This window comes from Desulfitobacterium sp. PCE1 (assembly GCF_000384015.1).
In the GTDB taxonomy this organism is placed as follows: Bacteria; Bacillota; Desulfitobacteriia; order Desulfitobacteriales; family Desulfitobacteriaceae; genus Desulfitobacterium; species Desulfitobacterium dehalogenans.
This window is the reverse complement of record NZ_KB913023.1, coordinates 413,923-438,533: the sequence shown is the minus strand read 5'-3', so window position 1 is coordinate 438,533 and position 24,611 is coordinate 413,923. Positions and strand designations below refer to the sequence as shown.

The following is a 24,611-nucleotide window of genomic DNA, read 5'->3' as shown; positions in this document are numbered from 1 at the left end:
GTTTTTTCACACATCTCATTTTACTTAAAAATTCCATACCAAAGTGTGATTACAATCACTTAATAGCGTTTCTGCTGAGGATGGAAAACGTCTCGGGTCGTGTAGCTTTACGCACAACACACCTTCGGGCGTGATCTCCTGAAACCTTCCACTGGAAGGTTTCTTGATCGGAGACTCACGTACTCTAAAAGTGAGCTAATTTAAGCGAGCGGAAACAAAACTTCGCGAAAAGCACGCAGCGGAGAAAGGTTGGAAGCAGGACGTTTCCAACCGGCCATTGAGAACAAGTGCGAAAGCAGTGCTTTCGAGGAGCGATTTGGCCGGACGAAACCCGGATGAGGGTTTCGCCCAAGCCGCCACGCCACAGAGAAGGACTTAGCGGCGTAGGTCCTTTCGGAGCGGAGAGCTTGAGCGTTAGTTTTGTCCGCGCAGCTTATGGAGCAAACGGTGTAAAGCAAAATCCTGGAGAATCAGCTTTTCGGGCCTTTTTCAGAGCAGCATAATCGAACGAGAACGCAAAAAGCCAGGCTTAATATAGCCTGGCTTTTTTCATAGAGACCAAGAATCATGTTAATCTATCACTAGACGAGTTCAATAAGAACCATTTCTGCAGCGTCTCCGCGGCGAGGCCCGACTTTAACGATCCGGGTATATCCACCTTGGCGCTCAGCATACTTTGGAGCAATTTCTGTAAACAGTTTGGTAACGACATCTTCTTCCAACAGGTAAGACAGAGCATGTCTGCGTGCTGCGAGATCCCCTTGTTTGCCGAGAGTGATCATCTTCTCAGCAATCGCGTTTACCTCTTTGGCACGGGCTTCTGTGGTTTGGATGCGCTCGTGTTTTAAAAGGGAGGTCGCTAGGTTGCGAAGCATTGCGCCTCTGTGACCCATGTTTCTTCCCAATTTACGGTAAGCCAATGTTGTTCCCCTCCTTTTGCACCGAATTAGTCATCGGCTTTGCGGAACCCCAAGCCGAGCTCTCTTAACTTAGACTCCACTTCTTCCAAGGATTTACGACCGAGGTTACGCACCTTGATCATATCCTCTTCCGTCTTCTGGGTCAGTTCTTCTACTGAGTTAATGCCGGCCCGTTTCAGACAATTGTAAGAGCGGACTGAGAGGTCAAGATCTTCAATCGTCATCTCCAGGATTTTGTCTTTCGCTTCTTCTTCTTTCTCTACCATGATCTCAACATTATTGAGCTTGTCGGTGAGGCCGATGAAGAGACGCAAATGCTCACTAAGAATTTTCGCAGCCAGGCTGGTCGCTTCTTCCGGTGTGATACTGCCGTTGGACCAGACTTCCAGGGTAAGCCTGTCATAGTCTGTGACCATTCCGACACGAGTGTCCTCAACGGTGTAATTGACCTTATAGATGGGTGCGAAGATGGAGTCGATGGGAATGATTCCGATGGCTTGGTCTGGCTTTTTGTTCTTATCAGCCGAAACATAGCCCCGTCCTCTTTCGGCAGTCATCTCCATGAAGAGACGACCATCCTTATCCAAAGTTGCAATCTTCAAGTCCGGATTGAGAATTTCAATATCTGCATCAGTAATGATGTCGCCGGCCTTGATGACTCCTTCCCCTTCGGCTTCCAGACGGAGAACTTTGGGTTCATCCGTATGTCCTTTTATAGCAAGGCTCTTGAGGTTGAGAATGATGTCTGTAACATCTTCCAAAACCCCTGGTACAGTAGAAAACTCGTGGAGTACCCCTTCGATTTTTACTGATGTGACTGCCGTCCCTGGAAGAGAGGAGAGAAGAATTCTTCTCAAGGAGTTACCCAGGGTAATTCCATATCCCCTTTCGAGAGGCTCAACGACAAATTTAGCATAAGAATTATCGTCTGTACGTTCGACACATTCAATCTTGGGCTTCTCGATTTCTAACATCGGAATGCACCTTCTTTCTCGGGAACTTGATATCAACAAGCCATCCTAAGCTCATGATTATTAACGGGAGTATTTTTCAACAATAAGATGTTCTTGGATGGGCAGTTGAATATCTTCTCGATCAGGTAGTGCGATGATTGTTCCGGTTGCAGCATTAGCATCCAAGCTCATCCATTTCGGTGGAGTCCGATCCAAAGAGGATAGGATTTCCTTCATGCGTGGTGAAGACTTGCTGCCTTCTTTGACACCAACGATGTCCCCAACACGAACGAGGAAGGAAGGAATATCAACACGGCGGCCATTGACGGTAAAGTGACCATGACGCACCAGTTGACGAGCTTCCGGACGGGATGTAGCGAATCCCAGTTGGAATACAACATTGTCAAGGCGGCGCTCTAAGAGACGAAGGAGATTTTCACCCACGATCCCTTTTTGACGGTTGGCCTTATCGTAGTAGCTGCGGAATTGTTTTTCCTGAACGCCATAGATCCGGCGAACTTTTTGTTTTTCACGCAACTGAATACCATATTCAGTTGGCTTTTTGCCACGGCTTTGGCCGTGTTGACCAGGGGCATAGGCACGACGATCAATCGCGCACTTGCCTGTATAGCAACGATCTCCCTTAAGGAAGAGCTTCATACCTTCCCGGCGACATAAGCGACAAACAGGTCCTGTATATCTTGCCATGATGACACCTCCTTATACCCTTCTACGTTTCGGAGGCCGACAACCGTTATGCGGAATCGGCGTCACGTCTTTAATCATATTAACTTCCAAACCGGCAGCTTGGAGAGCACGGATAGCAGCCTCACGGCCGGCACCCGGTCCCTTAACAAAGCATTCAACTTCTTTCATGCCATGTTCCATTGCCGCTTTGGCAGCAGTTTCGGCAGCCATTTGAGCAGCATAAGGAGTGCTCTTACGAGATCCTTTGAAGCCAAGTGCTCCCGCACTGGACCAAGAGATCACATTACCTTTTGGATCGGTAATGGTGACCATACTATTGTTAAATGTTGACTTAATATGGGCAACGCCAGTAGCGATGTTTTTACGCTCACGGCGTTTTGTGCGTACAACTTTACGCGCCATCTCGGTAATCCCCCCTTATTACTTTTTACGTTTTGCGCCAACAGTCTTGATCGGACCTTTACGGGTACGAGCATTCGTCTTAGTACGTTGACCCCGTACAGGAAGTCCACGACGATGACGTAATCCACGATAGCAGCCGATTTCCATCAGACGCTTAATATTAAGGGATACTTCCCGACGCAAGTCACCTTCAACTTTAATTTCTTTATCGATAACTTCCCGGAGGCGGTTCACTTCCTCTTCGGATAAGTCACGAATACGAGTGTCCGGGTTGACGCCGGTTCTGGCGAGGATTTTTTGTGCGGTGGGAATCCCAATTCCATAGATATAGGTCAGTCCCACTTCAACACGTTTTTCCCGCGGTAAATCTACTCCAGCGATACGTGCCATCTAAACTTTACACCCCCATAAGCTGTTACACCATTGGGATAGACATCCCATGGCTGTTAAATTCATTCAAATAAACAAACCATCCGCAACAAACTCTAGTTAAGCAAGTAGACAGCTCCCGCTACATTGGATCTAGCTCTAGAACCAATCAGCCGCGCAACGGTGAGGCTTGATGTCTTACCCTTGCCTTTGTTTGTGTTTCGGGTTTTCACATATCACCATGACTTTGCCATGGCGCTTGATGACCTTGCATTTTTCACAGATTTTTTTCACAGAAGGCCTTACTTTCACTGTAATCCCCTCCCTTTGGTCCTTTACTTAAACCGATACACGATCCGTCCGCGAGATAAGTCATAGGGAGAAAGCTCCACAGTGACCCGGTCCCCCGGCAGAATACGTATAAAATTCATGCGAATCTTCCCGGACACATGAGCCAATACCTTATGTCCATTGGATAATTCCACTAAAAACATGGCATTGGGCAATGGTTCCAGGACCTTTCCTTCAACTTCAATAATATCTTCTTTTGACATGTTCAGCCCTCCTCCGGCACTCTATCGGGTGTACTTAACTCCGAGTTAATATCTCAGGGCCATTTTCAGTAATGGCTACTGTGTGTTCGAAATGGGCAGATGCTTTACCATCCTTCGTCACGACAGTCCAGTGGTCACTCAAAACTTTTACTTCATAAGTTCCCAAGTTAACCATGGGTTCGATAGCCAAAACCATCCCGATTTCGAGTCGTGGCCCTCGGCCTGGCTTACCGTAGTTGGGAATCTGCGGATCCTCATGCATCGCCCGACCGATTCCATGGCCGACATAGTCTCGTACAACGGATAGACCGTGGGCCTCTACATGGGTTTGTATGGCGTGCGATATATCCTGGAGGCGATTGCCCTTAATGGCTTTGGGTATACCCAGCATTAAGGATTCTTCCGTAACCCGCAGCAGCAGCTGCAGTTCTTCGGAAATGTCGCCTACGGGTAAGGTAATCGCTGCGTCTCCCACATATCCATCAAAAACCGCACCACAGTCAATACTGATAATATCTCCAGATTGCAGAGTCCTTAAACCGGGGAAGCCATGAACCACTTGTTCATTGACGGAAGTACAGAGAGAGGAGGGAAATCCGTTATACCCTTTGAAGGCAGGAACGGCACCGCATTTGCGGATATACTCCTCTGCGATTCGATCCAACTCCCCCGTGGTGATTCCGGGCCGTACGTTTTCACGCATCAGCTCCAAGGTATCCGCCACGATCTTCCCTGCCTTACGCATCACGGCAATTTGAGAAGGGTTCTTCAACTCAATCATGCCCATGCTCCATAGCGTCCACAATATCTTGCAATACTTGTGCAATATCCTGATCCCCGTTAATCTCCCTCAGAAGTCCCTTTTCCCGATAATAATCGATCAGGGGCTGAGTTTGATCATTATAGACCTGCAACCGGTTCTTGGCGGTTTCCAAAGTGTCATCGCTGCGTTGGTAAAGCTCTCCACCGCACTTATCGCAAACTGCTTCTGAAGCGGGTGGATTGAAAACCATATGGTAGGTTGCTCCACACTGCCGGCAAATCCGGCGGCCTGTCAGGCGCTCAAGGAGTTTTGCTTCAGGAACTTCGATATTGATCACGCCATCAAGGTTCATCTTGAGCTTGGCAAGAATCTTATCTAAGGCATCCGCCTGAGCGACTGTCCGTGGAAAACCATCCAATAAGAATCCTTTACTGCAATCGGGTTCCGCCAATCGCTCGGCGACGATCCCGATGGTTACCTCGTCAGGGACGAGAGAACCGGCATCCATATATTCCTTAGCTTTCATCCCCAGGGCAGTTCCTGCTTTAATAGCAGCCCGGAACATATCCCCGGTAGAAATATGAGGAATCTGATATCTCGACATTAAATCGGCAGCTTGTGTTCCTTTACCTGCCCCAGGGGGCCCCATGAGGATTGCTCTCATCAGGTAGTCCTCCTTACTTCATGAACCCTTGGTAGTGCCGCTGCATAAGCATGGACTCCAGCTGTTTCATGGTTTCCAGCGCAACGCTCACGACGATCAGCAATGAGGTTCCGCCCAGAGTGATGTTGGGAATTCCAGTCAGCCCGATGACTAAACTCGGAAGAACCGCAATCAAGGCGAGGAAGGTTCCCCCGGCTAAAGTAAGCCGGCTTAAAATCTTAGAAAGATAATCTGAGGTAGCACGGCCAGGGCGAAGTCCAGGAATGAACCCGCCATACTTCTTCAGGTTATCTGCCACATCCACCGGATTAAAGCTGACGGCTGTGTAGAAGTAGGTGAAGAAGATGATCAGCATCGCATACACGATCAGATAAGGAATCGAGGTCAGCGAGCCGTTCATGACCAGCCACTTATTGACGAATTGTACATAACCAGAGGTTGATGGCATCCAGGTTGCGATGGTGCTCGGGAAAGCGAGCAAGCTAATCGCAAAGATGATGGGAATAACCCCGGCTTGGTTGACCTTCATGGGAATATGTGAGGATTGGCCTCCGTAAACACGGCGTCCAACCACACGCTTGGCGTATTGAACCTGGATTCTCCGCTGACCTTCTTGGATAAAGACTACTCCGGCGATGATCCCCAGACCAATCACGATAAGTCCAAGTACGGAGAAAAGTGTAATCTCTCCAACATTGAGGAGTCCGGCGATACGTTTAATCGCATCCGGCACTCCGGCTACGATCCCGGCGAAGATGATCAAGGAGATTCCGTTACCGATCCCATTCTCAGTGATCCGTTCTCCCAACCACATCAGGAAAGCTGTTCCTGCGGTGAGGATCAAGGCCACTAAGAGGTAAATGAGCCATTCCATTCCCGCTTTGGGAATGATGAGGGCTCCCCGCAATCCAAAGGTCATACCGAAACCTTGGATGAAGCCAAGGATGACGGTTCCATAACGGGTATACTGGGTGATCTTCTTTCTTCCGAATTCCCCTTCTTTAGCTAAGCGTTCAAGAGAGGGGATGACGATCGTCAAAAGCTGAAGAATAATCGAAGCTGTAATATAGGGAGTAATACTCAGTGCAAAGACTGAGAACCTCCTAAAGGATCCACCGGAAAAGGTATCCAAGAAATCATATAAAGTCCCCGACCCCAACATGTTTGACAGAACGTCATGATTGATGAAGGGGATCGGAATGTGAGCACCAATACGGAAAACAAGAAACATGAGTAAGGTGAATCCGATTTTTGTCCTGATTTCTGGCAGCTTCCAGGCATTTCTCAGGGAATCGACAATCATCTTATTCCACCTCGACTTTTCCACCAGCAGCAACAATCTTATCTGCTGCGGTTTTGCTGACTTTGTCCACTTGGACAGTCAAGGCTTTGCTCAGTTCTCCTGTTCCCAATATCTTTACGCCATCTTTAACAGTTTTGATGAGTCCTACTTCAAAGAGGCTCTCATAACTGACAACCGCACCATTTTCAAAGCGTTCTTCCAAGTCACGGACATTCAACACAACATATTCTTTCTTGAAGATGTTGGTAAAGCCACGTTTGGGGATCCGGCGGTAAAGAGGCTGTTGGCCACCCTCGAAACCGGGACGTACTCCGCCGCCGGCACGGGCTTTTTGGCCCTTATGACCTTTACCGGCAGTTTTACCGGTTCCGGAGCCAATTCCACGGCCTAAACGCTTAGGAGCTTTCGTTGAACCTTGTGCAGGCTTAAGTTCATGCAATTTCATGCTCGTCAACACCTCCTTTTATTCTGCGACGTTTTCCACCGCAACCAAGTGTGCGCATTTGCGGATCATCCCTTGGATATTGGGGGTATCGTCATGAACTACACTAGAACCCATCTTTCCTAAGCCAAGAGACTTGAGGACCTTGCGTTGGTTTTCTGAATACCCGATCGGGCTTTTTACGAGTGTTACTTTAATTTTCACTGCCAACCCTCCTAACCCAGAATTTCTTCTACGGTTTTACCGCGGAGTTTAGCAACGTCTTCCGCCCGCTTCAGAGATTTTAAGGCAGCCATCGTAGCGTTCACCATGTTGTGAGGATTTGCAGATCCCAGGGATTTGGTGAGAATATCGGATACACCGGCAGCTTCAAGAACGGCACGGACTGCTCCGCCGGCGATAACTCCGGTACCTTTTGTTGCAGGCTTAAGCAGAACGGATCCTGCTCCGTAGTTTCCTAAGATAGCATGGGGAATGGTAGTGCCGATCAAGGGTACTGATACCATATTCTTTTTAGCATCTTCAATGCCTTTGCGAATTGCTTCAGGTACCTCTCCGGCTTTACCAAGTCCAGCTCCTACATTACCGTGGCCGTCTCCGACGACGACCAGGGCGCTGAAGCTGAAACGGCGTCCCCCTTTGACAACTTTTGCCACGCGGGCAATATGAACGACTTTTTCAGTCAACTCTAACTTACTCGCATCGATTTTCGCCAATGATTTTCCCTCCTTTACCGTGTCTTAGAACTCTAGACCGGCTTCACGAGCTGCTTCTGCAACAGCCGCGATCCGTCCGTGGTAAATGTTTCCGCCACGGTCGAAAACCACTTTGGAAACTCCCTTTTCCAGTGCACGTTTTGCAATCAGTTCGCCGACTTTTTGTGCTCCTTCAACATTACCTCCGGCAAGCTCGGAAGCTTTGAACTCGGGGTCCAAGGATGAAGCTGCTGCTAAAGTCACGCCAAGATCATCGTTAATCACTTGGGCGTAAATATGATTGAGACTCCGGAATACAGCCAAACGGGGACGTTCTGTTGTGCCGAAAACGCTCTTCCGGACTCGCTTATGCTTCTTCAGGCGAATTGCTTTGCGGTCAATTTGCGTGATCAAAGGAAACTCACTCCTTTCATTTGTGCAAGAGTTTTTGCCCTTGCCTTACGTCTTACTTCTTACCGCCTTTTTTGGCACCGGTCTTACCGGCTTTACGACGGACGACTTCGTTCTCATACTTAATCCCTTTGCCTTTGTAAGGCTCAGGTGGACGTTCCTTACGGATCTCGGCGGCAAAATCACCGACCAGTTCTTTGTCCATGCCTTTAACAATGATTTTGTTTTGGGCAGGGACTTCAACTTCGATTCCCTCGAAAGGAATCAATTCCACGGGATGGGATTTACCCACCGATAGAACGAGTTTGTTCCCTTGCTTCGCAGCACGGTATCCTACCCCTACCATATCCAGACTCTTGCTGAAACCTTTCGTAACACCTTCAACCATGTTGGCGACCAGTGTACGGGTTAAGCCATGCAAGGAGCGGCTGAGAGGCTGATCGTCGGGACGAGTCACGACGATTTGTTGTTCTTCCAAGGCAATGTTGATGAGTGAATGCATTTCTTTCGTTAAAGTTCCTTTAGGTCCTTTAACGGTGACAACATTGCCCTCTATGTTGACGTCGACGCCACTAGGAATACTAATGGGCCGCTTGCCAATTCTGGACATTCTCTGCACCTCCGTAGTGTGTGATTACCAAATGTAGCAGAGCACTTCTCCGCCAAGGCCTTCTTGACGAGCCCGCTTGTCGGTCATAACGCCTTTGGATGTGGAGATAATCGCCACGCCCAGGCCACCGAGAACCTTCGGTACTTCATCTTTTTTCGCATAGACGCGCAGTCCGGGACGGCTGATACGCTTCAGTCCGGTAATGACACGCTCACGATTTGGGCCGTATTTCAGATAACAACGGATGACTCCTTGTTTGTTATCGGAAATATATTCAACATCTTTGATGAAACCCTCTTCTTTAAGGATTTCAGCAATCGCTTTCTTGACATTGGAAGCAGGTACTTCAACTTTATCATGATAAACCATGCCTGCATTACGAATGCGGGTCAAGAAATCTGCAATTGGATCTGACATTGCCACTTGAGTCTTCCCCCTTCCTTACGCCTCTTACCAACTGGCCTTCTTCACGCCAGGAAGTTCGCCTTTATAAGCTAACTCCCTGAAGCAAATCCTGCATATTCCGAACTTGCGGATATACGCATGGGGACGGCCACAGAGTTTGCAACGGTTATGGTGACGAACTGCATATTTCGGTTGACGTGCATTGCGCACGATCATAGACTTTTTAGCCACGCTCTAGGACCCTCCTTTTTCTACTTGCGGAACGGCATTCCCAGCATTCCGAGTAATTCACGAGCTTCCTCATCGGTTTTCGCCGTTGTAACGAAAATAATATCCATACCACGGACCTTATCGATCTTATCGTATTCGATTTCCGGGAAGATGAGTTGCTCTTTAATACCGAGCGTATAGTTACCACGTCCGTCAAATGCCTTATCGGATACACCGTGGAAGTCACGAACACGAGGTAATGCTACGTTCATTAAACGATCAACAAACTCATACATACGGTCGCCCCGTAAAGTCACTTTCGTTCCGATGGGCATTCCCGTACGGAGTTTGAAAGCTGCGATGGACTTTTTCGCCCGGGTTACGACGGGTTTTTGTCCGGTGATTTTCATCAGATCGCCGACGGCAGCGTCGATAGCTTTTGAGTTTTGGATGGCTTCCCCAACGCCCACATTAATAACCACTTTTTCGAGCTTAGGAATTTGCATCACATTTTTATAGTTGAACTTCTGCTGTAATGCAGGAGCTATTTCATTGCTGAACTTATCTTTTAGACGAGCCAACTAAGGTCCCTCCCTTCTCGATTATTTTTTGTCGGGCAGGTTCACACCGCATTTTTTGCAAACACGGACTTTTCCAGCCTCAGTTTCCTTCACGCTGACCCGAGTCACATTATTACACTCGGTGCAATACAGCATGACATTTGAGCTAGCGATGGGTGCTTCTTTCTCAAAGATCCCACCTTGGGGCATGCTTTGAGTAGGTTTGGTATGGCGTTTTACGATATTGACTTTCTCAATAACCACACGACCCTTTTTCGGGAACACTTCCAGGACTTTGCCTTTCTTGCCGGCATCTTTTCCTGTAATGACCATAACCATATCGCCTTTTTTGACGTGTATCTTTTGCTTTACAGCAGCCACTTCATTCACCTCCACTGGTATGGGGCCTTAGATTACTTCCGGTGCGAGAGAAATGATTTTCATGAAATCCTTATCACGCAATTCCCGGGCAACGGGTCCGAAAATACGAGTTCCCCGCGGGCTCTTATCATCTTTAATAACTACGGCAGCATTTTCACTGAAGCGGATATAGGTGCCGTCTTTGCGTTTGATTTCTTTCTTCGTGCGAACAACAACCGCTTTGACGACATCTCCCTTTTTAACAACGCCGCCTGGTGTTGCTTCTTTAACAGAAGCGACGATTATGTCTCCAATGGATGCATATCGGCGCATCGAACCACCGAGCACCTTGATGCACATCAGTTCTTTAGCTCCAGAATTGTCTCCGACTCTGAGGCGAGTTTGAACTTGGATCATCTGTTGACCCTCCTTCCGAATTAAAAGTTCAGTTCTTAGAGAACAACGGCTCTATCTGTGATCTCAATCACACGCCAGCGCTTATCCTTGCTAAGGGGGCGAGTCTCCATGATGACAACGGTATCGCCGGTCTTGGCTTCGTTGTTTTCATCATGAGCCTTGAATTTCTTGGTTTGGGTGATCGTTCTATGGTAAAGCGGATGGCGGACTTTCATCTCAACGGCAACGACGACCGTTTTATCCATCTTATCGCTTACGACTTTGCCCATTCTAACTTTGCGTTGGGTTCTTTCCATGTTAAAAAGTCTCCTTTCCAACCTTAAGCACGGTTAATTTTTAGTTCGCGCTCACGGAGAATGGTCTTGCCACGGGCAATCCCTTTCCTAACTTCCCGGATTCTGGCAGGATTGTCCAGTTGTCCGGTAGCTAGTTGGAAACGCAAATTGAACAGTTCCGTTTTGTATCCATCAATCTCCTTAAGGAGCTCCTCATCGGTCATATCACGGAAATTCTTAGTTTTCATTTGCGTCACCTCCTTCTAATTCCTCGCGACGCGCAATCTTGCACTTAATCGGGAGCTTATGCATGGCAAGGCGAAGCGCTTCACGAGCAATTTCTTCAGGCACTCCAGCCAATTCAAACATAACACGACCAGGTTTTACAACGGCTACCCAATACTCCGGGGAACCTTTACCACTACCCATACGAGTCTCAGCCGGTTTCGCCGTAATCGGCTTATCCGGGAAAATCTTAATCCAAACTTTACCGCCCCGTTTGATATAACGAGTCATTGCAATACGGGCAGCTTCAATCTGGCGATTGGTAATCCATGCTGGCTCCATAGCCACTAATCCATACTCGCCGAAGGTAATGACATTACCGCGAGTTGCTTTTCCATGCATCCGGCCACGATGTTGTTTCCGGTGCTTTACTCTGGTTGGGACTAGCATTTATTTTCCTCCTTCCACCTGAGCGACCTTCTTGGCGGGAAGAACCTCTCCTTTATATATCCAGACTTTTACGCCAATCTTTCCATAGGTGGTATTTGCTTCAGCAAATCCATAATCAATGTCGGCACGAAGGGTATGGAGGGGAACTTTCCCTTCACTGTACCACTCGGTCCGCGCGATTTCCGCACCGCCTAAACGGCCGCTGCAGGAAATCTTAATTCCCTGACCGCCTTGACGCATAGTGCGTTGTACGGTTTGTTTCATTGCCCGGCGGAAGGATACACGTTTTTCTAATTGTTGAGCAACACTCTCAGCAACCAGTTGTGCATCAAGCTCAGGCTTTTTAACTTCCACGATATTGACAGCTACTTGTTTGCCTGTCATGGCTTCTAATTGCTTGCGGAGATTTTCTACTTCAGCACCGCCGCGGCCGATGACGATTCCCGGCTTAGCCGCATGAATCGAAACCTTAACCCGGTTCGCTGCCCGTTCAATCTCAACTTTAGGAACACCTGCTTGTTGCAATTTGCTCTTCACAAATTTGCGAACCTTCAAATCCTCATGAAGGAGTTCCAAGTAGTTTTTATCTGCAAACCAACGGCCTTCCCAGTCCCGGATAATTCCGACCCGGAGGCCTTTAGGATTTACTTTTTGACCCACGTTTTAACCCTCCTTCTTTTCGCCGACAACCACGGTAATGTGACTGGTCCGTTTCCGGATTTGATCCGCTCGTCCCATAGCTCGAGGTTTAATGCGCTTCAAAGTCGGTCCTTCATCCACGTAAATTTCTTTAACAATCAGAGCGTCGGTATCCATTTCATAATTGTGCTCCGCATTGGCTACTGCGGACTTCAGAACTTTAGTTACCGGCTCTGTAGCACCCTTTGGGGTGAATTGAAGAATCGCGAGAGCGTCGCTGACATTCTTGCCGCGAATGAGATTGACGACTTGGCGCACCTTACGAGGAGAGATCCGCACATATCTTGCAATCGCTTTGGCTTGTTGCATTTCGTTGACTCCTCCTTTTAGCGCAGGCCGCTGGACTTTTCACTGCCAGCATGCCCTTTGTAGGTGCGTGTAGGAGCAAACTCACCGAGTTTGTGTCCTACCATATCTTCGGTAATATAGATGGGAATGTGTTTCCGTCCATCATGAACCGCAATGGTGTGTCCCACCATTTGCGGGAATATTGTTGAACTTCTGGACCAAGTCTTCAGGACACGCTTCTCATTGGAGGCATTCATTCCTTCCACACGTGCGAGCAAGCGTCCTTCTACATAAGGCCCTTTTTTCAGAGATCTACTCATTTAATTGGCCTCCTTTCGATTACTTCTTGCCACGTCGTTTCACAATGAAGCGATTAGAAGGATTCTTCTTCTTACGGGTTTTCGCTCCAAGAGCAGGTTTACCCCAAGGTGTAACAGGGTTCCGACCGATTGGGTTACGGCCTTCACCACCGCCGTGTGGGTGATCGTTGGGGTTCATAACAGCACCACGAACTGAGGGGCGGATTCCTAACCAACGTGAACGACCAGCTTTACCGATGTTAATGTTCTCATGTTCAATATTTCCGACCTGGCCGATAGTTGCCCGGCAGTCGATATGAACCATGCGCATTTCACCGGAAGGAAGTCTCAAGGTAGCATATTTTCCTTCTTTAGCCATGAGCTGAGCAGAGCCACCCGCAGAACGGACCAGCTGAGCTCCTTTGCCAGGCTTCATTTCAATATTATGGAGCAGGGTACCCACAGGAATGTTTTTAATGGGAAGAGCATTCCCTACTTTAATATCGGCATCCGGTCCGGATACGACCATTTGTCCTACTTGCAGGCCGTTAGGAGCCAGGATATAAGCTTTATGACCATCCAAGTAATGAAGCAGGGCAATATGAGAGGAACGGTTAGGGTCATATTCGATAGCAGCGACTTTCGCCGGTACACTATCTTTATTGCGTTTGAAGTCAATCAAACGATATTTCCGTTTGTGTCCGCCGCCTTGGTGACGTACTGTCATCTTACCTTGGTTGTTGCGGCCGGCTTTACTTGTTAACGGCGCGAGCAAAGAGCGCTCCGGTGTTGTTTTCGTAATTTCTTCAAAAGTCGACACTGTCATTTGACGACGACCAGGAGAATACGGTTTAAATCCTTTTACTGGCATGGGTTTCCCTCCTTTGCATCAAGCTTACAGGCCAGCAAAGCCTTCAATGCGATCTCCAGCTTTAAGCGTAACAATCGCCTTTTTACGGTCTGCTGTTCTACCTACGTGTTTTCCGACACGTTTCTTTTTACCATTGACGTTGATCGTACGAACATCAACGACTTTTACTTTAAACATCTTTTCCACTGCATTCTTGATCTCAATCTTGTTTGCAGCTGTGTCCACCCAGAAGGAGTACTTGTTTTCCTCAATAAGCCCAACAGACTTCTCGGAAATCACTGGACGTTTGAGTACATCACGAGCATCGCGCATTACGCTAACACCTCCTCCGTTTTCGTTACCGCTGCCTTCGTCATGACGATGACATCGGAATTGAGAAGATCGTAAACATTCATGCCTTCTACTGCAGTGGTTTTGACTCCTACAATATTGCGGGCAGAACGCTCAATCGTTTCAATAAATTCATCCGTAACGATTAAAGCTTTTTTGCTGACATTAAGGGCTTGCAGAACTTTAACCATTTCCCGGGTCTTTGCTTCGTTCAAGCTCAAATCTTCCAATACGATCAGCTTTTGTTCGTTTACCTTGGAAGAAAGGGCTGAACGCAAAGCCAAGCGGCGGACTTTCTTAGGTAGGCTAAAGCCGTACTTGCGGGGCTTGGGTCCGAAAAGCACAGCGCCGCCTCTCCATAGAGGGGAACGAATGCTGCCTGCACGAGCCCGGCCGGTACCTTTTTGACGCCAGGGTTTACGGCCGCCTCCGCGAACTTCTCCACGGAGTAAGGTGGAGTGAGTACCACGTCTTTGGCTGGCCAGTTGTCCTACCACCGCTTGATGCATGACATGGATATTTGGTTCGATACCGAATACATATTCATTCAGCTCAAGCTCTCCAACAGAAGAACCTTGCATATTAACTACTTGAACCTTTGGCATTGCTTATTCCTCCTTTCTTACAAGTTACTTCGCCTTAACGGAAGGCTTCAGAATGAGCAATGACTTTTTCGCGCCGGGTACAGCGCCTTTAACGAGAATCATATTTTTATCCGCATCCACCCGAACGACTTTTAGATTTTGAACGGTAACCCGTTCGCCACCCATACGCCCAGGCAGGTTGCGGCCCTTAAATACACGAGCCGGGCCTTTCGCGCCGAGGGAACCGGTACGGCGATGATACTTGGAGCCATGCTTCATGGGTCCGCGGCCGGCACCATGGCGTTTAATCATCCCTGCAAAGCCTTTACCCTTGGAGATTCCGACTACATCTACTGCATCTCCTGCAGCAAACAAGTCAGCAGTGATTTCTTGTCCGATTTCGTAAGCATCAACATCATCCACGCGGAACTCACGAATATAGCGCATCGGCTTCAGAGAAGCTTTTGCAACATGTCCTTTTTGCGGCTTATTCGCCAGTCTTTCCCTCAGAGCACCATAGCCAACCTGGATTGCGTTGTAACCATCCGTTGCTTTTGTTTTCTTTTGGATGACATAGCAAGGACCTGCTTCGACCACAGTCACCGGAATAAGATGTCCTTCTTCCGTGAAAACCTGGGTCATACCAATTTTTTTACCCAAAATTCCTTTCGACACGATTGCCACCTCCTGAACACTTTGAAGTGCACCGGCTCTATGGCCGGAGCACGAGAGCGTTCCAAATTTGAATTGATATTTTTGAAGCGAGTTGACCCTGAACACCAATCCACAGTGCCGGGTGTTTCGCGCCACAAACAAAAGTATTATATCATAAACTCTAAATGAACGCTAGTTTTTTTCGACTGTCTGAATCTTTAATCTTTCCAGACATTCTACTTGAACCAGCGTTTAATTCTCAGATTTTATGACTTGCCAAAATTAGAGTTTGATTTCGATATCAACGCCAGCAGGGAGATCTAAACGCATAAGAGCATCCACTGTTTTAGAGGTTGGCTCCAGGATATCAATGAGGCGTTTATGAGTCCGCATCTCGAATTGCTCGCGAGAATCCTTGTTAACGTGGGGAGAACGAAGGATGGTATAAATGCTTTTTTCAGTGGGAAGAGGAATAGGTCCACTGACACGGGCACCTGTTCTCTTTGCCGTTTCAACAATCTTCTCTGCAGATTGATCCAGTGTTTTATGATCAAATGCTTTAAGGCGGATACGAATTTTTTGACTGCTCATTTTAAAAAAACCTCCTATAGTTCCGTTTAACGGATGTACTGGGTCCAGAAATTCCCCGATGAACAGCGGAGTCACTTTCATCGCAACCTTCTGCACCAAATGATCAAGGCCCGAAGCTCGATGCTTGAGACCTGATTGCCTTTATGACATGAGTCAGGATGCCACAGTTGGACTGTGGCATCCTTCTCATTTAGACTTAAGATCTAATCTAGACTTACTAGACTTAAGTTCCATACCTGCGTAACACTAAAGCCTATTATTCGATGATGCTGACAACTACGCCGGCACCAACGGTACGGCCACCTTCACGAATAGCGAAACGAAGTCCTTCTTCCATAGCGATAGGAGCGATGATTTCGCAAGAGATGGTAACACGGTCCCCAGGCATAACCATTTCAGTTCCTTCAGGAAGGGTTACAACACCGGTAACGTCGGTTGTACGGAAGTAGAATTGAGGACGATAGTTGTTGAAGAAAGGGGTATGACGTCCGCCTTCTTCCTTGCTCAGTACGAATACTTCGCCGATGAATTTGGTGTGAGGCTTGATGGAACCGGATTTGGCAAGAACTTGTCCGCGTTCTATATCTTTACGATCCACACCGCGGAGAAGAGCTCCGATGTTGTCCCCTGCTTGAGCTTGGTCAAGAAGTTTACGGAACATTTCAACACCGGTAACAACAGACTTACGAGGAGCTTCAGTCAAACCAACGATTTCAATTTCGTCACCGACTTTAATAATACCGCGTTCTACACGACCGGTAGCAACGGTTCCACGACCGGTAATGGTGAACACGTCCTCGACAGGCATGAGGAAAGGCTTGTCAGTAGCGCGCTCTGGAGTTGGAACGTATGCATCAACAGCATCCATCAGGTTCCAAATCTTGCCGCACCATTCGCAATCACGGGATCCGCAACCGCATTGGAGAGCTTTCAGGCCAGAACCGGGAACGATGGGAATATCGTCACCGGGGAACTCGTATTCAGAGAGAAGTTCACGAACTTCCATTTCAACCAGTTCCATGAGCTCCGGATCATCCACCATATCGGCTTTGTTAAGCCATACAACGATGTAAGGAACACCTACTTGGCGAGCAAGCAGAATGTGCTCACGAGTTTGTGGCATAGGACCGTCAGCAGCGGATACAACGAGGATTGCACCGTCCATTTGGGCAGCACCGGTGATCATGTTTTTAACATAGTCGGCGTGGCCTGGGCAGTCAACGTGAGCATAGTGGCGATTGCCGGTTTCATACTCAACGTGTGAAGTGGAGATGGTGATTCCACGCTCTCTTTCTTCCGGAGCCTTGTCGATTTGGTCGAATGCTTGGGCTACTGCACCGCCTGCTTTGGAAAGAACGGCGGTGATAGCAGCGGTTGTGGTGGTTTTACCATGGTCAACGTGACCGATGGTTCCAACGTTAACGTGGGGTTTAGTACGTTCGAATTTTTGTTTTGCCATTTTAAATTTTCACTCCTTCTAAATAATAGGTAGGAATAGAAGTTTCCTTTTATTGGGGGCGAGGCCCTGCTTCGAGAAAACATCCCGCTCTCGAACCCCGCATCACGAACAATTTATGCTCCAGCACGTTTCGCAACAATGCCTTCAGCGATATTCTTGGGCACTTCCTCGTAGTGGTCAAACATCATGACATAAGTTCCACGCCCTTGAGTCTTGGAACGAAGGTCAGTGGCGTAGCCAAACATCTCGGAAAGGGGGACAAATCCACGAACCACCTGGGCAGTTCCTGTGGCTTCCATTCCCTCAATCCGTCCACGACGGGAGTTCATATCACCAATAACCTCACCCATATACTCTTCAGGCACAGTGACCTCTACCTTCATAATGGGCTCGATAATGGCAGGATCGGCTTTCGCTGCCCCGGCCTTGAAGGCCATGGAGCCGGCGATCTTAAAGGCCATTTCGGAGGAGTCTACATCATGGTAGGAACCGTCATAGACTGTGGCCCGAATGTCCATAACAGGATAGCCTGCCTGGATACCATTTTGCAGTGCCTCTTCGATCCCTTGACCGATGGGAGCAATGTATTCCTTTGGAATCACGCCACCCACAATTTTGTTGACGAACTCAAAGCCACTGCCTTGCTCCAGGGGCTCAATCTCAATCCAGCAGTGTCCGTATTGTCCACGTCCACCGGATTGACGAACGAACTTACCTTCAGCTTTAACAGCACGGCGAATGGTTTCTTTGTAAGCAACCTGAGGACGTCCAACATTGCACTCGACTTTGAATTCACGCTGCAAACGGTCAACGATGATTTCCAGGTGAAGCTCACCCATTCCTTCGATGATGGTTTGTCCGCTGTCTTGGTCGGTATGCATTTTAAAGGTAGGATCCTCTTCAGCCAAACGTGCCAGAGCTGTGCCCATCTTCTCCTGATCTGCTTTCGTCTTAGGCTCAATGGCCACGTTGATAACAGGATCAGGGAATTGCATGGATTCGAGAATAATAGGGGCTTTATCATCACAGAGGGTATCCCCTGTGGTGGTGTCTTTCAAGCCCACTGCAGCTGCAATATCTCCTGCATAGACTTCGGGAGTTTCTTCCCGGTGGTTCGCATGCATTTGGAGGATACGGCCGATTCTCTCCCGTTTGCCTTTGGTTGAGTTATAAACATAGGATCCCGAATTCAGGACTCCCGAGTATACCCGGAAAAATGCCAATTTACCCACGTAAGGGTCAGCCATGATCTTAAAGGCCAAGGCAGAGAACGGTTCTGTGTCGCTGGAATGACGCTCATCAGCTTCACCGGTCTCCGGATGCACCCCTTTAATATTCGGTACATCAGTTGGGGCTGGCATATACTCTACAACCGCATCAAGTAGTGGTTGCACCCCTTTATTCTTGAACGAAGAGCCGCAGACCACTGGGATAAACTTCAGCCCAATTGTTCCTTTACGGATTCCATTACGAATCTCTTCTTCGGTCAGTTCTTCACCTTCGAGATATTTCATCATGAGTTCTTCATCTGTATCAGCAACTGCTTCCAGAAGTTTCTCACGATATTCATTGGCTTTGTCGACTAAGTCTCCGGGGATATCGGCAACGTCACTGGCGGTGCCTAAATCGTCCGTATAGATTCTAGCCGTCATGGTCACGAGGTCGATGATTCCTTTGAAATTCTCCTCAGAACCAATAGGTAGTTGGATGGGTACTGGGTTAGCACCTAACCTGTCAGCAATCATAGATACTCCCCGGAAGAAATCGGCACCCAAACGGTCCATTTTGTTGATATAAGCGATACGGGGTACTCCGTACTTGTCCGCCTGCCGCCATACTGTTTCAGATTGAGGCTCAACACCGCCGACAGAACAGAAAACTGCTACAGCGCCGTCGAGTACACGCAAACTGCGCTCTACCTCGACTGTAAAGTCCACGTGCCCTGGTGTATCAATAATGTTAATCCGGTGATTTTTCCATTGACAAGTTGTCGCTGCAGAAGTAATGGTGATACCACGTTCTTGCTCTTGGACCATCCAGTCCATAGTAGCTGCACCGTCATGAGTTTCCCCGATTTTATGAACACGCCCAGTGTAGAACAAAATACGCTCGGTCGTGGTCGTTTTACCCGCATCAATATGGGCCATGATCCCGATATTCCGCGTTTTCTCTAATGGAATTTGCCTTGCCACTGATAATCCCCCTTTCTGCCGTAGTCATTCCCCATTGTGGATGATTTTAAGCATATGCTTTGATCATCCTACCAACGGTAATGCGCAAAAGCCTTATTGGCTTCGGCCATCTTATGCGTGTCTTCTTTTTTCTTAATAGAGCCGCCGGTGCTATTGGCTGCATCCATCAACTCACCTGCGATCTTCTCTTCCATGGTCTTTTCGCTGCGTTTGCGGGCATAGCTCACAATCCAGCGCAATCCCAAAGTTTGACGACGATCGGTGCGAACTTCGATGGGTACTTGGTAGTTAGCACCACCGACCCGGCGTGCTTTTACCTCCAACACAGGCATGACATTCTTGAGAGCGGTTTCGAACACTTCAATAGGATCCTTACCGGTCTTCTCGCGAATGATATCAAATGCATTATAGCAAATGGATTCTGCAGTACCTTTTTTACCGTCCAACATAATTTGGTTGATAAATTTGGTCAACACCCGGTTCTTATAGATGGGATCCGGCAGAATCTCACGTTTAGCAATATAACCTTTACGTGGCAAATCATTTCCCTCCTTTACAGCGCAATTCGTATTCCCCTCGTTTCATACGGCTTACTTCCCTTTCTTAGGACGTTTGGCACCGTACTTGGAACGAGCTTGCATCCGTTTCTGAACACCTTGAGTATCAAGGGCTCCACGAACGATGTGGTAACGAACACCCGGAAGGTCTTTAACACGGCCACCGCGAACAAGGACAACACTGTGCTCTTGCAGGTTGTGCCCGATGCCTGGGATGTATGATGATACTTCAATCGTATTGGTTAAACGCACACGGGCAACTTTACGGAGAGCAGAGTTCGGCTTCTTTGGAGTTGTCGTGTAAACCCTGGTGCAAACCCCACGCTTTTGAGGTGATCCTCCAGAGGCGAATTGTTTACGTTGTAAAGAGTTATAGCCCCATTGCATAGCTGGAGCTGTTGATTTCTTTGCAATCTTAGAACGGCCATTGCGAATTAATTGATTAATCGTCGGCATAACTACACCTCCTTCCCAAGAGAGAACATATCAAAGGAATTGCTTGCTTCAGCATAAAGCAAGCAATCCCCAAAACCAACACATTTCGGAGCTTCCTTGTCTATTCGGATAACAGGGCTGCTACGGCAGCACCGACTTCAATTCCACAGGCTTTCCCCAGTTCAATCATGTTCTGAACTTCCTGGACTTGAATCCCTTTGTTCCGACACTGTTCAAGAATGGGACGAACCACATGGCTTTCCGCATCCTTTGCTACATAGACTCGGAGTAAACTCTCTTTTTCCAGAGCCCGCAGAGTTTGCTTTACTCCAACGGTTCTGTTTTTCGATTTTTTTAAGGCTTCATCAAGCATTAAGATGCTTTCCTCCTCAAGATTAGCGGTGATTTGTGAAGAAACACCATATTTTTCCCAAAACCGTTAAATCACACTATAGTATTTTATCATTACGAATTTACAGTGTCAAGATTTTCAACTTGTTCTTCATCAAGATTAATAACTTTTACATTCCGATAACGGGACATTCCCGTACCCGCCGGTATAAGTTTCCCGATGATGACGTTTTCCTTGAGCCCCAAGAGAGGATCCACTTTTCCTTTGATGGCTGCTTCCGTAAGAACACGGGTAGTTTCCTGGAAGGATGCCGCAGAAAGGAAGGAATCCGTTGCCAAGGAGGCTTTGGTGATTCCCAGAAGTACCGGGCGTGCTACCGCAGGTTCTCCACCCGCAGCAATGACTTTGGTATTCTCTTCTTCGAAATCAAAGACATCAATCAAACCGCCGGGCAAGAGGCTGGTATCTCCGGCTTCTTCCACTTTAACTTTACGAAGCATCTGACGAACCATAACTTCGATGTGTTTATCGTTAATATCCACACCCTGCAGACGGTAAACCCGTTGAACTTCGCCCAAAAGATAAACCTGGACGCCGCGGATTCCCTTAACCTTGAGCATATCATGAGGATTGATGCTCCCTTCGGTAAGTTCATCTCCGGCTTCAATCCGGTCACCTTCCCGAACCTTCAAACGGGAGCCATATGGGATAGTGTATGTCATACGCTCTTCATTGTCACCGGTGACATCCACTTCACGACGGCCTTTGACTTCGCGAATTGCGACGATACCGTCGTTTTCCGAGATGATGGCTTGACCTTTGGGTTTACGGGCTTCAAAAAGCTCTTCAACACGGGGCAAACCTTGGGTGATATCGTCCCCGGCTACACCGCCGGTATGGAAGGTACGCATAGTCAACTGAGTTCCCGGCTCACCGATGGATTGGGCAGCGATGATTCCGACGGCTTCTCCCATCTCCACATGATGACCTGTCGCCAGGTTGCGTCCGTAGCACTTACGGCATACCCCATAGCGGGTTTTACAGGTGAGTACGGAACGAATGGTGACTTTATCATAAACAGCGGCGATCTCCTGAGCTTGTTCCTCCGTAATCTCGTTATCGGCGGTAGCCAGGATTTCTCCTGTCTCAGGATGCTTTAGGTCTTCCAAGAGGAAGCGGCCCACGAGGCGTTCTTCCAGCTTCTCGATGACCTCCGGGCCATCCTTGACATCATCCACGGTAATTCCTTGGGTGGTGCCGCAGTCTTCGTCCCGGACGATGACATCTTGAGATACGTCTACAAGACGACGGGTGAGGTAACCGGAGTCAGCGGTCCGTAGAGCCGTATCGGCCAACCCTTTCCGTGCTCCATGGGAGGAGATGAAGTATTCCAAAACAGTGAGTCCCTCACGGAAATTGGCTTTAATGGGTAACTCAATGGTTCGTCCCGAAGGATCCGCCATAAGTCCCCGCATACCAGCCAGCTGACGGAGCTGTTGAATATTACCCCGAGCACCGGAGGTGGCCATCATGTATACCGGATTGAATTTATCCAAGGAATACATCAGGGCTTTGGTCACGGTGTCCGTAGCTTTCGTCCAGATATCGATTACCTTCTCATACCGTTCCTCATCGGTAATCAAACCACGACGGAATTGCTGCTCGGTTTTGTTGACCATACCATCGGCGTCAGCAAGAATCTTTTTCTTTTCTTCAGGTACTGTAATATCAGCAAGTCCAACGGTCATCCCGGCGCGGGTGGAGTATTTAAAACCTAAACTCTTGATTCCATCCAAAAGCTGGGCCGTTGCTTTATAGCCGCCGAGGCGATAGCATTTGGCCACCACATTATTAAGAACCTTCTTCCCAGCCACTTCGTTGATATACCCTACCTCCGGCGGGATAACTGAGTTAAAGATGAGACGGCCAATCGTGGTTTCCAAAAGTTCTCCGCTGGGCTGGCGAACTTTAATCATCGCTTGGAGGTTTGCCTGCTTGGTCTCATAGGCTAGAACCGCTTCATCTCGATTCTTAAAGATCTTACCTTCCCCAAGTGCTCCCGGACGTTCCATGGTCAGGTAGTAAGAACCTAAAACCATGTCCTGAGTGGGTGAAGCGACGGGACGACCGTCTTTTGGGTTCAGAATATTATGAGCGGAGAGCATCAAAAGTCTTGCTTCTGCCTGAGCTTCTGCGGAAAGAGGGACGTGAACAGCCATTTGGTCTCCGTCGAAGTCCGCATTGTAAGCAGTACAGACCAGCGGATGAATCTGCAGGGCACGTCCTTCAACCAAGATGGGTTCAAAGGCTTGAATTCCTAAGCGGTGAAGGGTTGGAGCACGGTTCAGGAGCACGGGATGCTCGGTGATCACTTCTTCAAGAACGTCCCAGACCTCGGAACGAACCCGTTCCACCATCCGCTTAGCGCTCTTGATATTATGGGCATGGCCTTCTTTAACCAGCTTTTTCATGACGAAAGGTTTAAAGAGCTCCAAAGCCATTTCCTTAGGCAGTCCACATTGATGAAGCCTTAGATTCGGTCCCACCACGATAACGGAACGGCCGGAGTAGTCAACCCGTTTTCCCAGAAGGTTTTGGCGGAAGCGTCCTTGCTTTCCTTTGAGCATATCGCTTAGGGATTTCAAGGGACGATTGCCGGGGCCGGTAACGGGACGTCCCCGACGGCCATTATCGATCAGCGCATCCACAGCTTCTTGCAGCATCCGTTTTTCATTGCGAACAATGATATCCGGCGCCCCCAGGTCCAAAAGACGCTTGAGACGGTTGTTTCTATTGATTACCCGGCGGTAAAGGTCGTTGAGGTCGGAGGTGGCAAACCGTCCTCCATCCAGCTGTACCATGGGGCGGAGCTCCGGTGGAATGACGGGAACGACGTCCATAATCATCCAATCGGGACGGTTTCCTGATTCTTTGAAGGCTTCCACTACTTCCAGGCGGCGGATGGCCCGGATTTTCCTTTGGCCGGAGACCTCCTTCAGCTCAACCCGGAGTTCGTCATTAAGCTTATCCAGGTCCATTTCCTCAAGAAGAATCTTAATGGCTTCGGCACCCATGCTGGCTTTGAAGCGGTTTCCGTATTTATCACGGTATTCACGGTATTCGGTTTCCGTGAGAAGTTGTTTTTTCATTAAAGAGGTATCCCCAGCATCGGTAACGATGTAGGATACGAAATAGAGGACCTTTTCCAAGGAGCGGGGAGACATATCTAAAAGAAGTCCCATCCGGCTGGGAATACCCTTGAAGTACCAGATGTGGGAGACAGGAGCGGCCAGCTCAATATGGCCCATGCGCTCTCTACGCACCTTGGAACGGGTGACTTCTACACCGCAGCGGTCGCAGACAATCCCCTTATAGCGAACCCGCTTGTATTTGCCGCAATGACACTCCCAATCACGGGTTGGTCCAAAGATTTTTTCACAAAAGAGTCCTTCCCGCTCAGGCTTTAGGGTTCTATAGTTGATAGTTTCAGGCTTCCTAACTTCTCCATGAGACCACTCACGGATCATCGTCGGAGAAGCCAAACCAATACGCATCCGGTCAAAGTTGTTGACGTCTAGCACGGTTCTCTCTCCTTTCACCCGGG

37 protein-coding genes are annotated in these 24,611 nt (G+C 48.4%); all 37 read right to left on the bottom strand.

Translation table 11 applies throughout. The features are described from left to right. Nucleotides 1-581: 581 nt before the first annotated feature. A complete protein-coding gene (rplQ, locus tag DESPCE1_RS0102240) occupies nucleotides 582-920 on the bottom strand; it encodes a 50S ribosomal protein L17 (protein WP_014792411.1) in 339 nt (112 codons plus the stop codon). A gap of 26 nt (nucleotides 921-946) precedes the next feature. Beyond that, entirely contained in the window at nucleotides 947-1,894 is a 948-nt protein-coding gene (locus DESPCE1_RS0102235) for a DNA-directed RNA polymerase subunit alpha (RefSeq protein ID WP_014792410.1), read from the bottom strand. 60 nt (nucleotides 1,895-1,954) lie between these two features. Next, the gene (gene rpsD / locus DESPCE1_RS0102230) at nucleotides 1,955-2,581 is read right to left on the bottom strand and encodes a 30S ribosomal protein S4 (protein ID WP_014792409.1); all 627 of its coding nucleotides are present in this window, start codon (nucleotides 2,579-2,581) and stop codon (nucleotides 1,955-1,957) included. A gap of 12 nt (nucleotides 2,582-2,593) precedes the next feature. After that, nucleotides 2,594-2,983 carry a 30S ribosomal protein S11 gene (rpsK, locus tag DESPCE1_RS0102225; RefSeq protein WP_014792408.1) on the bottom strand — a complete coding sequence of 130 codons (390 nt, stop codon included), beginning with the start codon at nucleotides 2,981-2,983 and terminating at the stop codon, nucleotides 2,594-2,596. Between the two features lie 18 nt (nucleotides 2,984-3,001). Continuing rightward, complete coding sequence (gene rpsM, locus DESPCE1_RS0102220) at nucleotides 3,002-3,373, bottom strand: 30S ribosomal protein S13 (protein ID WP_014792407.1); 372 nt, start codon at nucleotides 3,371-3,373, stop codon at nucleotides 3,002-3,004. 177 nt (nucleotides 3,374-3,550) lie between these two features. Next, a complete protein-coding gene (gene rpmJ / locus DESPCE1_RS0102215; RefSeq protein WP_005810119.1) occupies nucleotides 3,551-3,664 on the bottom strand; it encodes a 50S ribosomal protein L36 in 114 nt (37 codons plus the stop codon). Between the two features lie 23 nt (nucleotides 3,665-3,687). Further along, entirely contained in the window at nucleotides 3,688-3,906 is a 219-nt protein-coding gene (gene infA / locus DESPCE1_RS0102210; RefSeq protein ID WP_014792406.1) for a translation initiation factor IF-1, read from the bottom strand. Between the two features lie 34 nt (nucleotides 3,907-3,940). Then, a complete protein-coding gene (map, locus tag DESPCE1_RS0102205; protein ID WP_014792405.1) occupies nucleotides 3,941-4,687 on the bottom strand; it encodes a type I methionyl aminopeptidase in 747 nt (248 codons plus the stop codon). Next, nucleotides 4,680-5,333 (bottom strand): adenylate kinase, encoded by a 654-nt coding sequence (locus DESPCE1_RS0102200; RefSeq protein ID WP_014792404.1) that lies wholly within the window; start codon nucleotides 5,331-5,333, stop codon nucleotides 4,680-4,682. The genes map and DESPCE1_RS0102200 overlap by 8 nt, the downstream gene beginning before the upstream one ends. 13 nt (nucleotides 5,334-5,346) lie before the next feature. Further along, nucleotides 5,347-6,636 (bottom strand): preprotein translocase subunit SecY, encoded by a 1,290-nt coding sequence (gene secY, locus DESPCE1_RS0102195; RefSeq protein ID WP_014792403.1) that lies wholly within the window; start codon nucleotides 6,634-6,636, stop codon nucleotides 5,347-5,349. A gap of 1 nt (nucleotide 6,637) precedes the next feature. Beyond that, the gene (gene rplO / locus DESPCE1_RS0102190; protein WP_014792402.1) at nucleotides 6,638-7,081 is read right to left on the bottom strand and encodes a 50S ribosomal protein L15; all 444 of its coding nucleotides are present in this window, start codon (nucleotides 7,079-7,081) and stop codon (nucleotides 6,638-6,640) included. A gap of 18 nt (nucleotides 7,082-7,099) precedes the next feature. Next, nucleotides 7,100-7,282, bottom strand: coding sequence for a 50S ribosomal protein L30 (rpmD, locus tag DESPCE1_RS0102185; protein ID WP_014792401.1), 183 nt, complete (start codon nucleotides 7,280-7,282; stop codon nucleotides 7,100-7,102). Between the two features lie 11 nt (nucleotides 7,283-7,293). Continuing rightward, complete coding sequence (gene rpsE, locus DESPCE1_RS0102180; RefSeq protein ID WP_014792400.1) at nucleotides 7,294-7,794, bottom strand: 30S ribosomal protein S5; 501 nt, start codon at nucleotides 7,792-7,794, stop codon at nucleotides 7,294-7,296. A 24-nt stretch (nucleotides 7,795-7,818) separates the two neighbouring features. Beyond that, nucleotides 7,819-8,187 carry a 50S ribosomal protein L18 gene (gene rplR, locus DESPCE1_RS0102175; RefSeq protein WP_019849307.1) on the bottom strand — a complete coding sequence of 123 codons (369 nt, stop codon included), beginning with the start codon at nucleotides 8,185-8,187 and terminating at the stop codon, nucleotides 7,819-7,821. A gap of 52 nt (nucleotides 8,188-8,239) precedes the next feature. Beyond that, nucleotides 8,240-8,794 (bottom strand): 50S ribosomal protein L6, encoded by a 555-nt coding sequence (gene rplF, locus DESPCE1_RS0102170; RefSeq protein ID WP_014792398.1) that lies wholly within the window; start codon nucleotides 8,792-8,794, stop codon nucleotides 8,240-8,242. A 24-nt stretch (nucleotides 8,795-8,818) separates the two neighbouring features. Further along, nucleotides 8,819-9,217, bottom strand: coding sequence for a 30S ribosomal protein S8 (gene rpsH, locus DESPCE1_RS0102165; RefSeq protein ID WP_014792397.1), 399 nt, complete (start codon nucleotides 9,215-9,217; stop codon nucleotides 8,819-8,821). A gap of 27 nt (nucleotides 9,218-9,244) precedes the next feature. After that, nucleotides 9,245-9,430, bottom strand: coding sequence for a type Z 30S ribosomal protein S14 (locus DESPCE1_RS0102160; RefSeq protein WP_011459104.1), 186 nt, complete (start codon nucleotides 9,428-9,430; stop codon nucleotides 9,245-9,247). Nucleotides 9,431-9,450: 20 nt separating this feature from the next. Next, nucleotides 9,451-9,990, bottom strand: coding sequence for a 50S ribosomal protein L5 (rplE, locus tag DESPCE1_RS0102155; RefSeq protein WP_014792396.1), 540 nt, complete (start codon nucleotides 9,988-9,990; stop codon nucleotides 9,451-9,453). Between the two features lie 21 nt (nucleotides 9,991-10,011). Beyond that, the gene (rplX, locus tag DESPCE1_RS0102150) at nucleotides 10,012-10,350 is read right to left on the bottom strand and encodes a 50S ribosomal protein L24 (protein ID WP_014792395.1); all 339 of its coding nucleotides are present in this window, start codon (nucleotides 10,348-10,350) and stop codon (nucleotides 10,012-10,014) included. 27 nt (nucleotides 10,351-10,377) lie between these two features. Further along, on the bottom strand, nucleotides 10,378-10,746 hold the full coding sequence (rplN, locus tag DESPCE1_RS0102145) for a 50S ribosomal protein L14 (RefSeq protein ID WP_014792394.1): 369 nt from the start codon (nucleotides 10,744-10,746) through the stop codon (nucleotides 10,378-10,380). Nucleotides 10,747-10,781: 35 nt separating this feature from the next. Further along, nucleotides 10,782-11,042, bottom strand: coding sequence for a 30S ribosomal protein S17 (gene rpsQ, locus DESPCE1_RS0102140; RefSeq protein WP_014792393.1), 261 nt, complete (start codon nucleotides 11,040-11,042; stop codon nucleotides 10,782-10,784). Nucleotides 11,043-11,065: 23 nt separating this feature from the next. Continuing rightward, entirely contained in the window at nucleotides 11,066-11,269 is a 204-nt protein-coding gene (gene rpmC, locus DESPCE1_RS0102135; RefSeq protein WP_014792392.1) for a 50S ribosomal protein L29, read from the bottom strand. After that, a complete protein-coding gene (gene rplP / locus DESPCE1_RS0102130) occupies nucleotides 11,259-11,696 on the bottom strand; it encodes a 50S ribosomal protein L16 (protein ID WP_014792391.1) in 438 nt (145 codons plus the stop codon). The genes rpmC and rplP overlap by 11 nt, the downstream gene beginning before the upstream one ends. Beyond that, nucleotides 11,697-12,356: a 30S ribosomal protein S3 gene (rpsC, locus tag DESPCE1_RS0102125; RefSeq protein ID WP_014792390.1), complete on the bottom strand. Its 660-nt coding sequence runs from the start codon at nucleotides 12,354-12,356 to the stop codon at nucleotides 11,697-11,699. It abuts the gene before it with no gap. Nucleotides 12,357-12,359: 3 nt separating this feature from the next. Further along, a complete protein-coding gene (gene rplV, locus DESPCE1_RS0102120) occupies nucleotides 12,360-12,704 on the bottom strand; it encodes a 50S ribosomal protein L22 (protein ID WP_014792389.1) in 345 nt (114 codons plus the stop codon). A gap of 17 nt (nucleotides 12,705-12,721) precedes the next feature. Next, nucleotides 12,722-13,003, bottom strand: coding sequence for a 30S ribosomal protein S19 (gene rpsS / locus DESPCE1_RS0102115; protein WP_014792388.1), 282 nt, complete (start codon nucleotides 13,001-13,003; stop codon nucleotides 12,722-12,724). 19 nt (nucleotides 13,004-13,022) lie between these two features. Continuing rightward, nucleotides 13,023-13,853 carry a 50S ribosomal protein L2 gene (gene rplB, locus DESPCE1_RS0102110; protein WP_014792387.1) on the bottom strand — a complete coding sequence of 277 codons (831 nt, stop codon included), beginning with the start codon at nucleotides 13,851-13,853 and terminating at the stop codon, nucleotides 13,023-13,025. Between the two features lie 24 nt (nucleotides 13,854-13,877). Then, nucleotides 13,878-14,165, bottom strand: a complete 288-nt coding sequence (locus DESPCE1_RS0102105) for a 50S ribosomal protein L23 (RefSeq protein ID WP_014792386.1) — start codon at nucleotides 14,163-14,165, stop codon at nucleotides 13,878-13,880. Continuing rightward, nucleotides 14,165-14,788, bottom strand: a complete 624-nt coding sequence (rplD, locus tag DESPCE1_RS0102100; RefSeq protein WP_014792385.1) for a 50S ribosomal protein L4 — start codon at nucleotides 14,786-14,788, stop codon at nucleotides 14,165-14,167. Before rplD ends, DESPCE1_RS0102105 begins: the two co-directional genes overlap by 1 nt. Nucleotides 14,789-14,812: 24 nt before the next feature. Beyond that, nucleotides 14,813-15,442: a 50S ribosomal protein L3 gene (gene rplC, locus DESPCE1_RS0102095; RefSeq protein ID WP_014792384.1), complete on the bottom strand. Its 630-nt coding sequence runs from the start codon at nucleotides 15,440-15,442 to the stop codon at nucleotides 14,813-14,815. Nucleotides 15,443-15,703: 261 nt separating this feature from the next. Further along, the gene (gene rpsJ, locus DESPCE1_RS0102090) at nucleotides 15,704-16,012 is read right to left on the bottom strand and encodes a 30S ribosomal protein S10 (RefSeq protein ID WP_005810163.1); all 309 of its coding nucleotides are present in this window, start codon (nucleotides 16,010-16,012) and stop codon (nucleotides 15,704-15,706) included. Between the two features lie 256 nt (nucleotides 16,013-16,268). After that, a complete protein-coding gene (tuf, locus tag DESPCE1_RS0102085; protein ID WP_014792382.1) occupies nucleotides 16,269-17,471 on the bottom strand; it encodes an elongation factor Tu in 1,203 nt (400 codons plus the stop codon). A 113-nt stretch (nucleotides 17,472-17,584) separates the two neighbouring features. Continuing rightward, nucleotides 17,585-19,663, bottom strand: coding sequence for an elongation factor G (gene fusA / locus DESPCE1_RS0102080; protein ID WP_014792381.1), 2,079 nt, complete (start codon nucleotides 19,661-19,663; stop codon nucleotides 17,585-17,587). Nucleotides 19,664-19,731: 68 nt separating this feature from the next. Beyond that, entirely contained in the window at nucleotides 19,732-20,202 is a 471-nt protein-coding gene (rpsG, locus tag DESPCE1_RS0102075; protein WP_014792380.1) for a 30S ribosomal protein S7, read from the bottom strand. A gap of 51 nt (nucleotides 20,203-20,253) precedes the next feature. Further along, nucleotides 20,254-20,676, bottom strand: a complete 423-nt coding sequence (gene rpsL, locus DESPCE1_RS0102070; protein WP_011459097.1) for a 30S ribosomal protein S12 — start codon at nucleotides 20,674-20,676, stop codon at nucleotides 20,254-20,256. A gap of 100 nt (nucleotides 20,677-20,776) precedes the next feature. Further along, nucleotides 20,777-21,028: a ribosomal L7Ae/L30e/S12e/Gadd45 family protein gene (locus DESPCE1_RS0102065; protein ID WP_014792379.1), complete on the bottom strand. Its 252-nt coding sequence runs from the start codon at nucleotides 21,026-21,028 to the stop codon at nucleotides 20,777-20,779. Nucleotides 21,029-21,120: 92 nt separating this feature from the next. After that, on the bottom strand, nucleotides 21,121-24,588 hold the full coding sequence (rpoC, locus tag DESPCE1_RS0102060; protein WP_014792378.1) for a DNA-directed RNA polymerase subunit beta': 3,468 nt from the start codon (nucleotides 24,586-24,588) through the stop codon (nucleotides 21,121-21,123). Nucleotides 24,589-24,611: the final 23 nt, after the last annotated feature.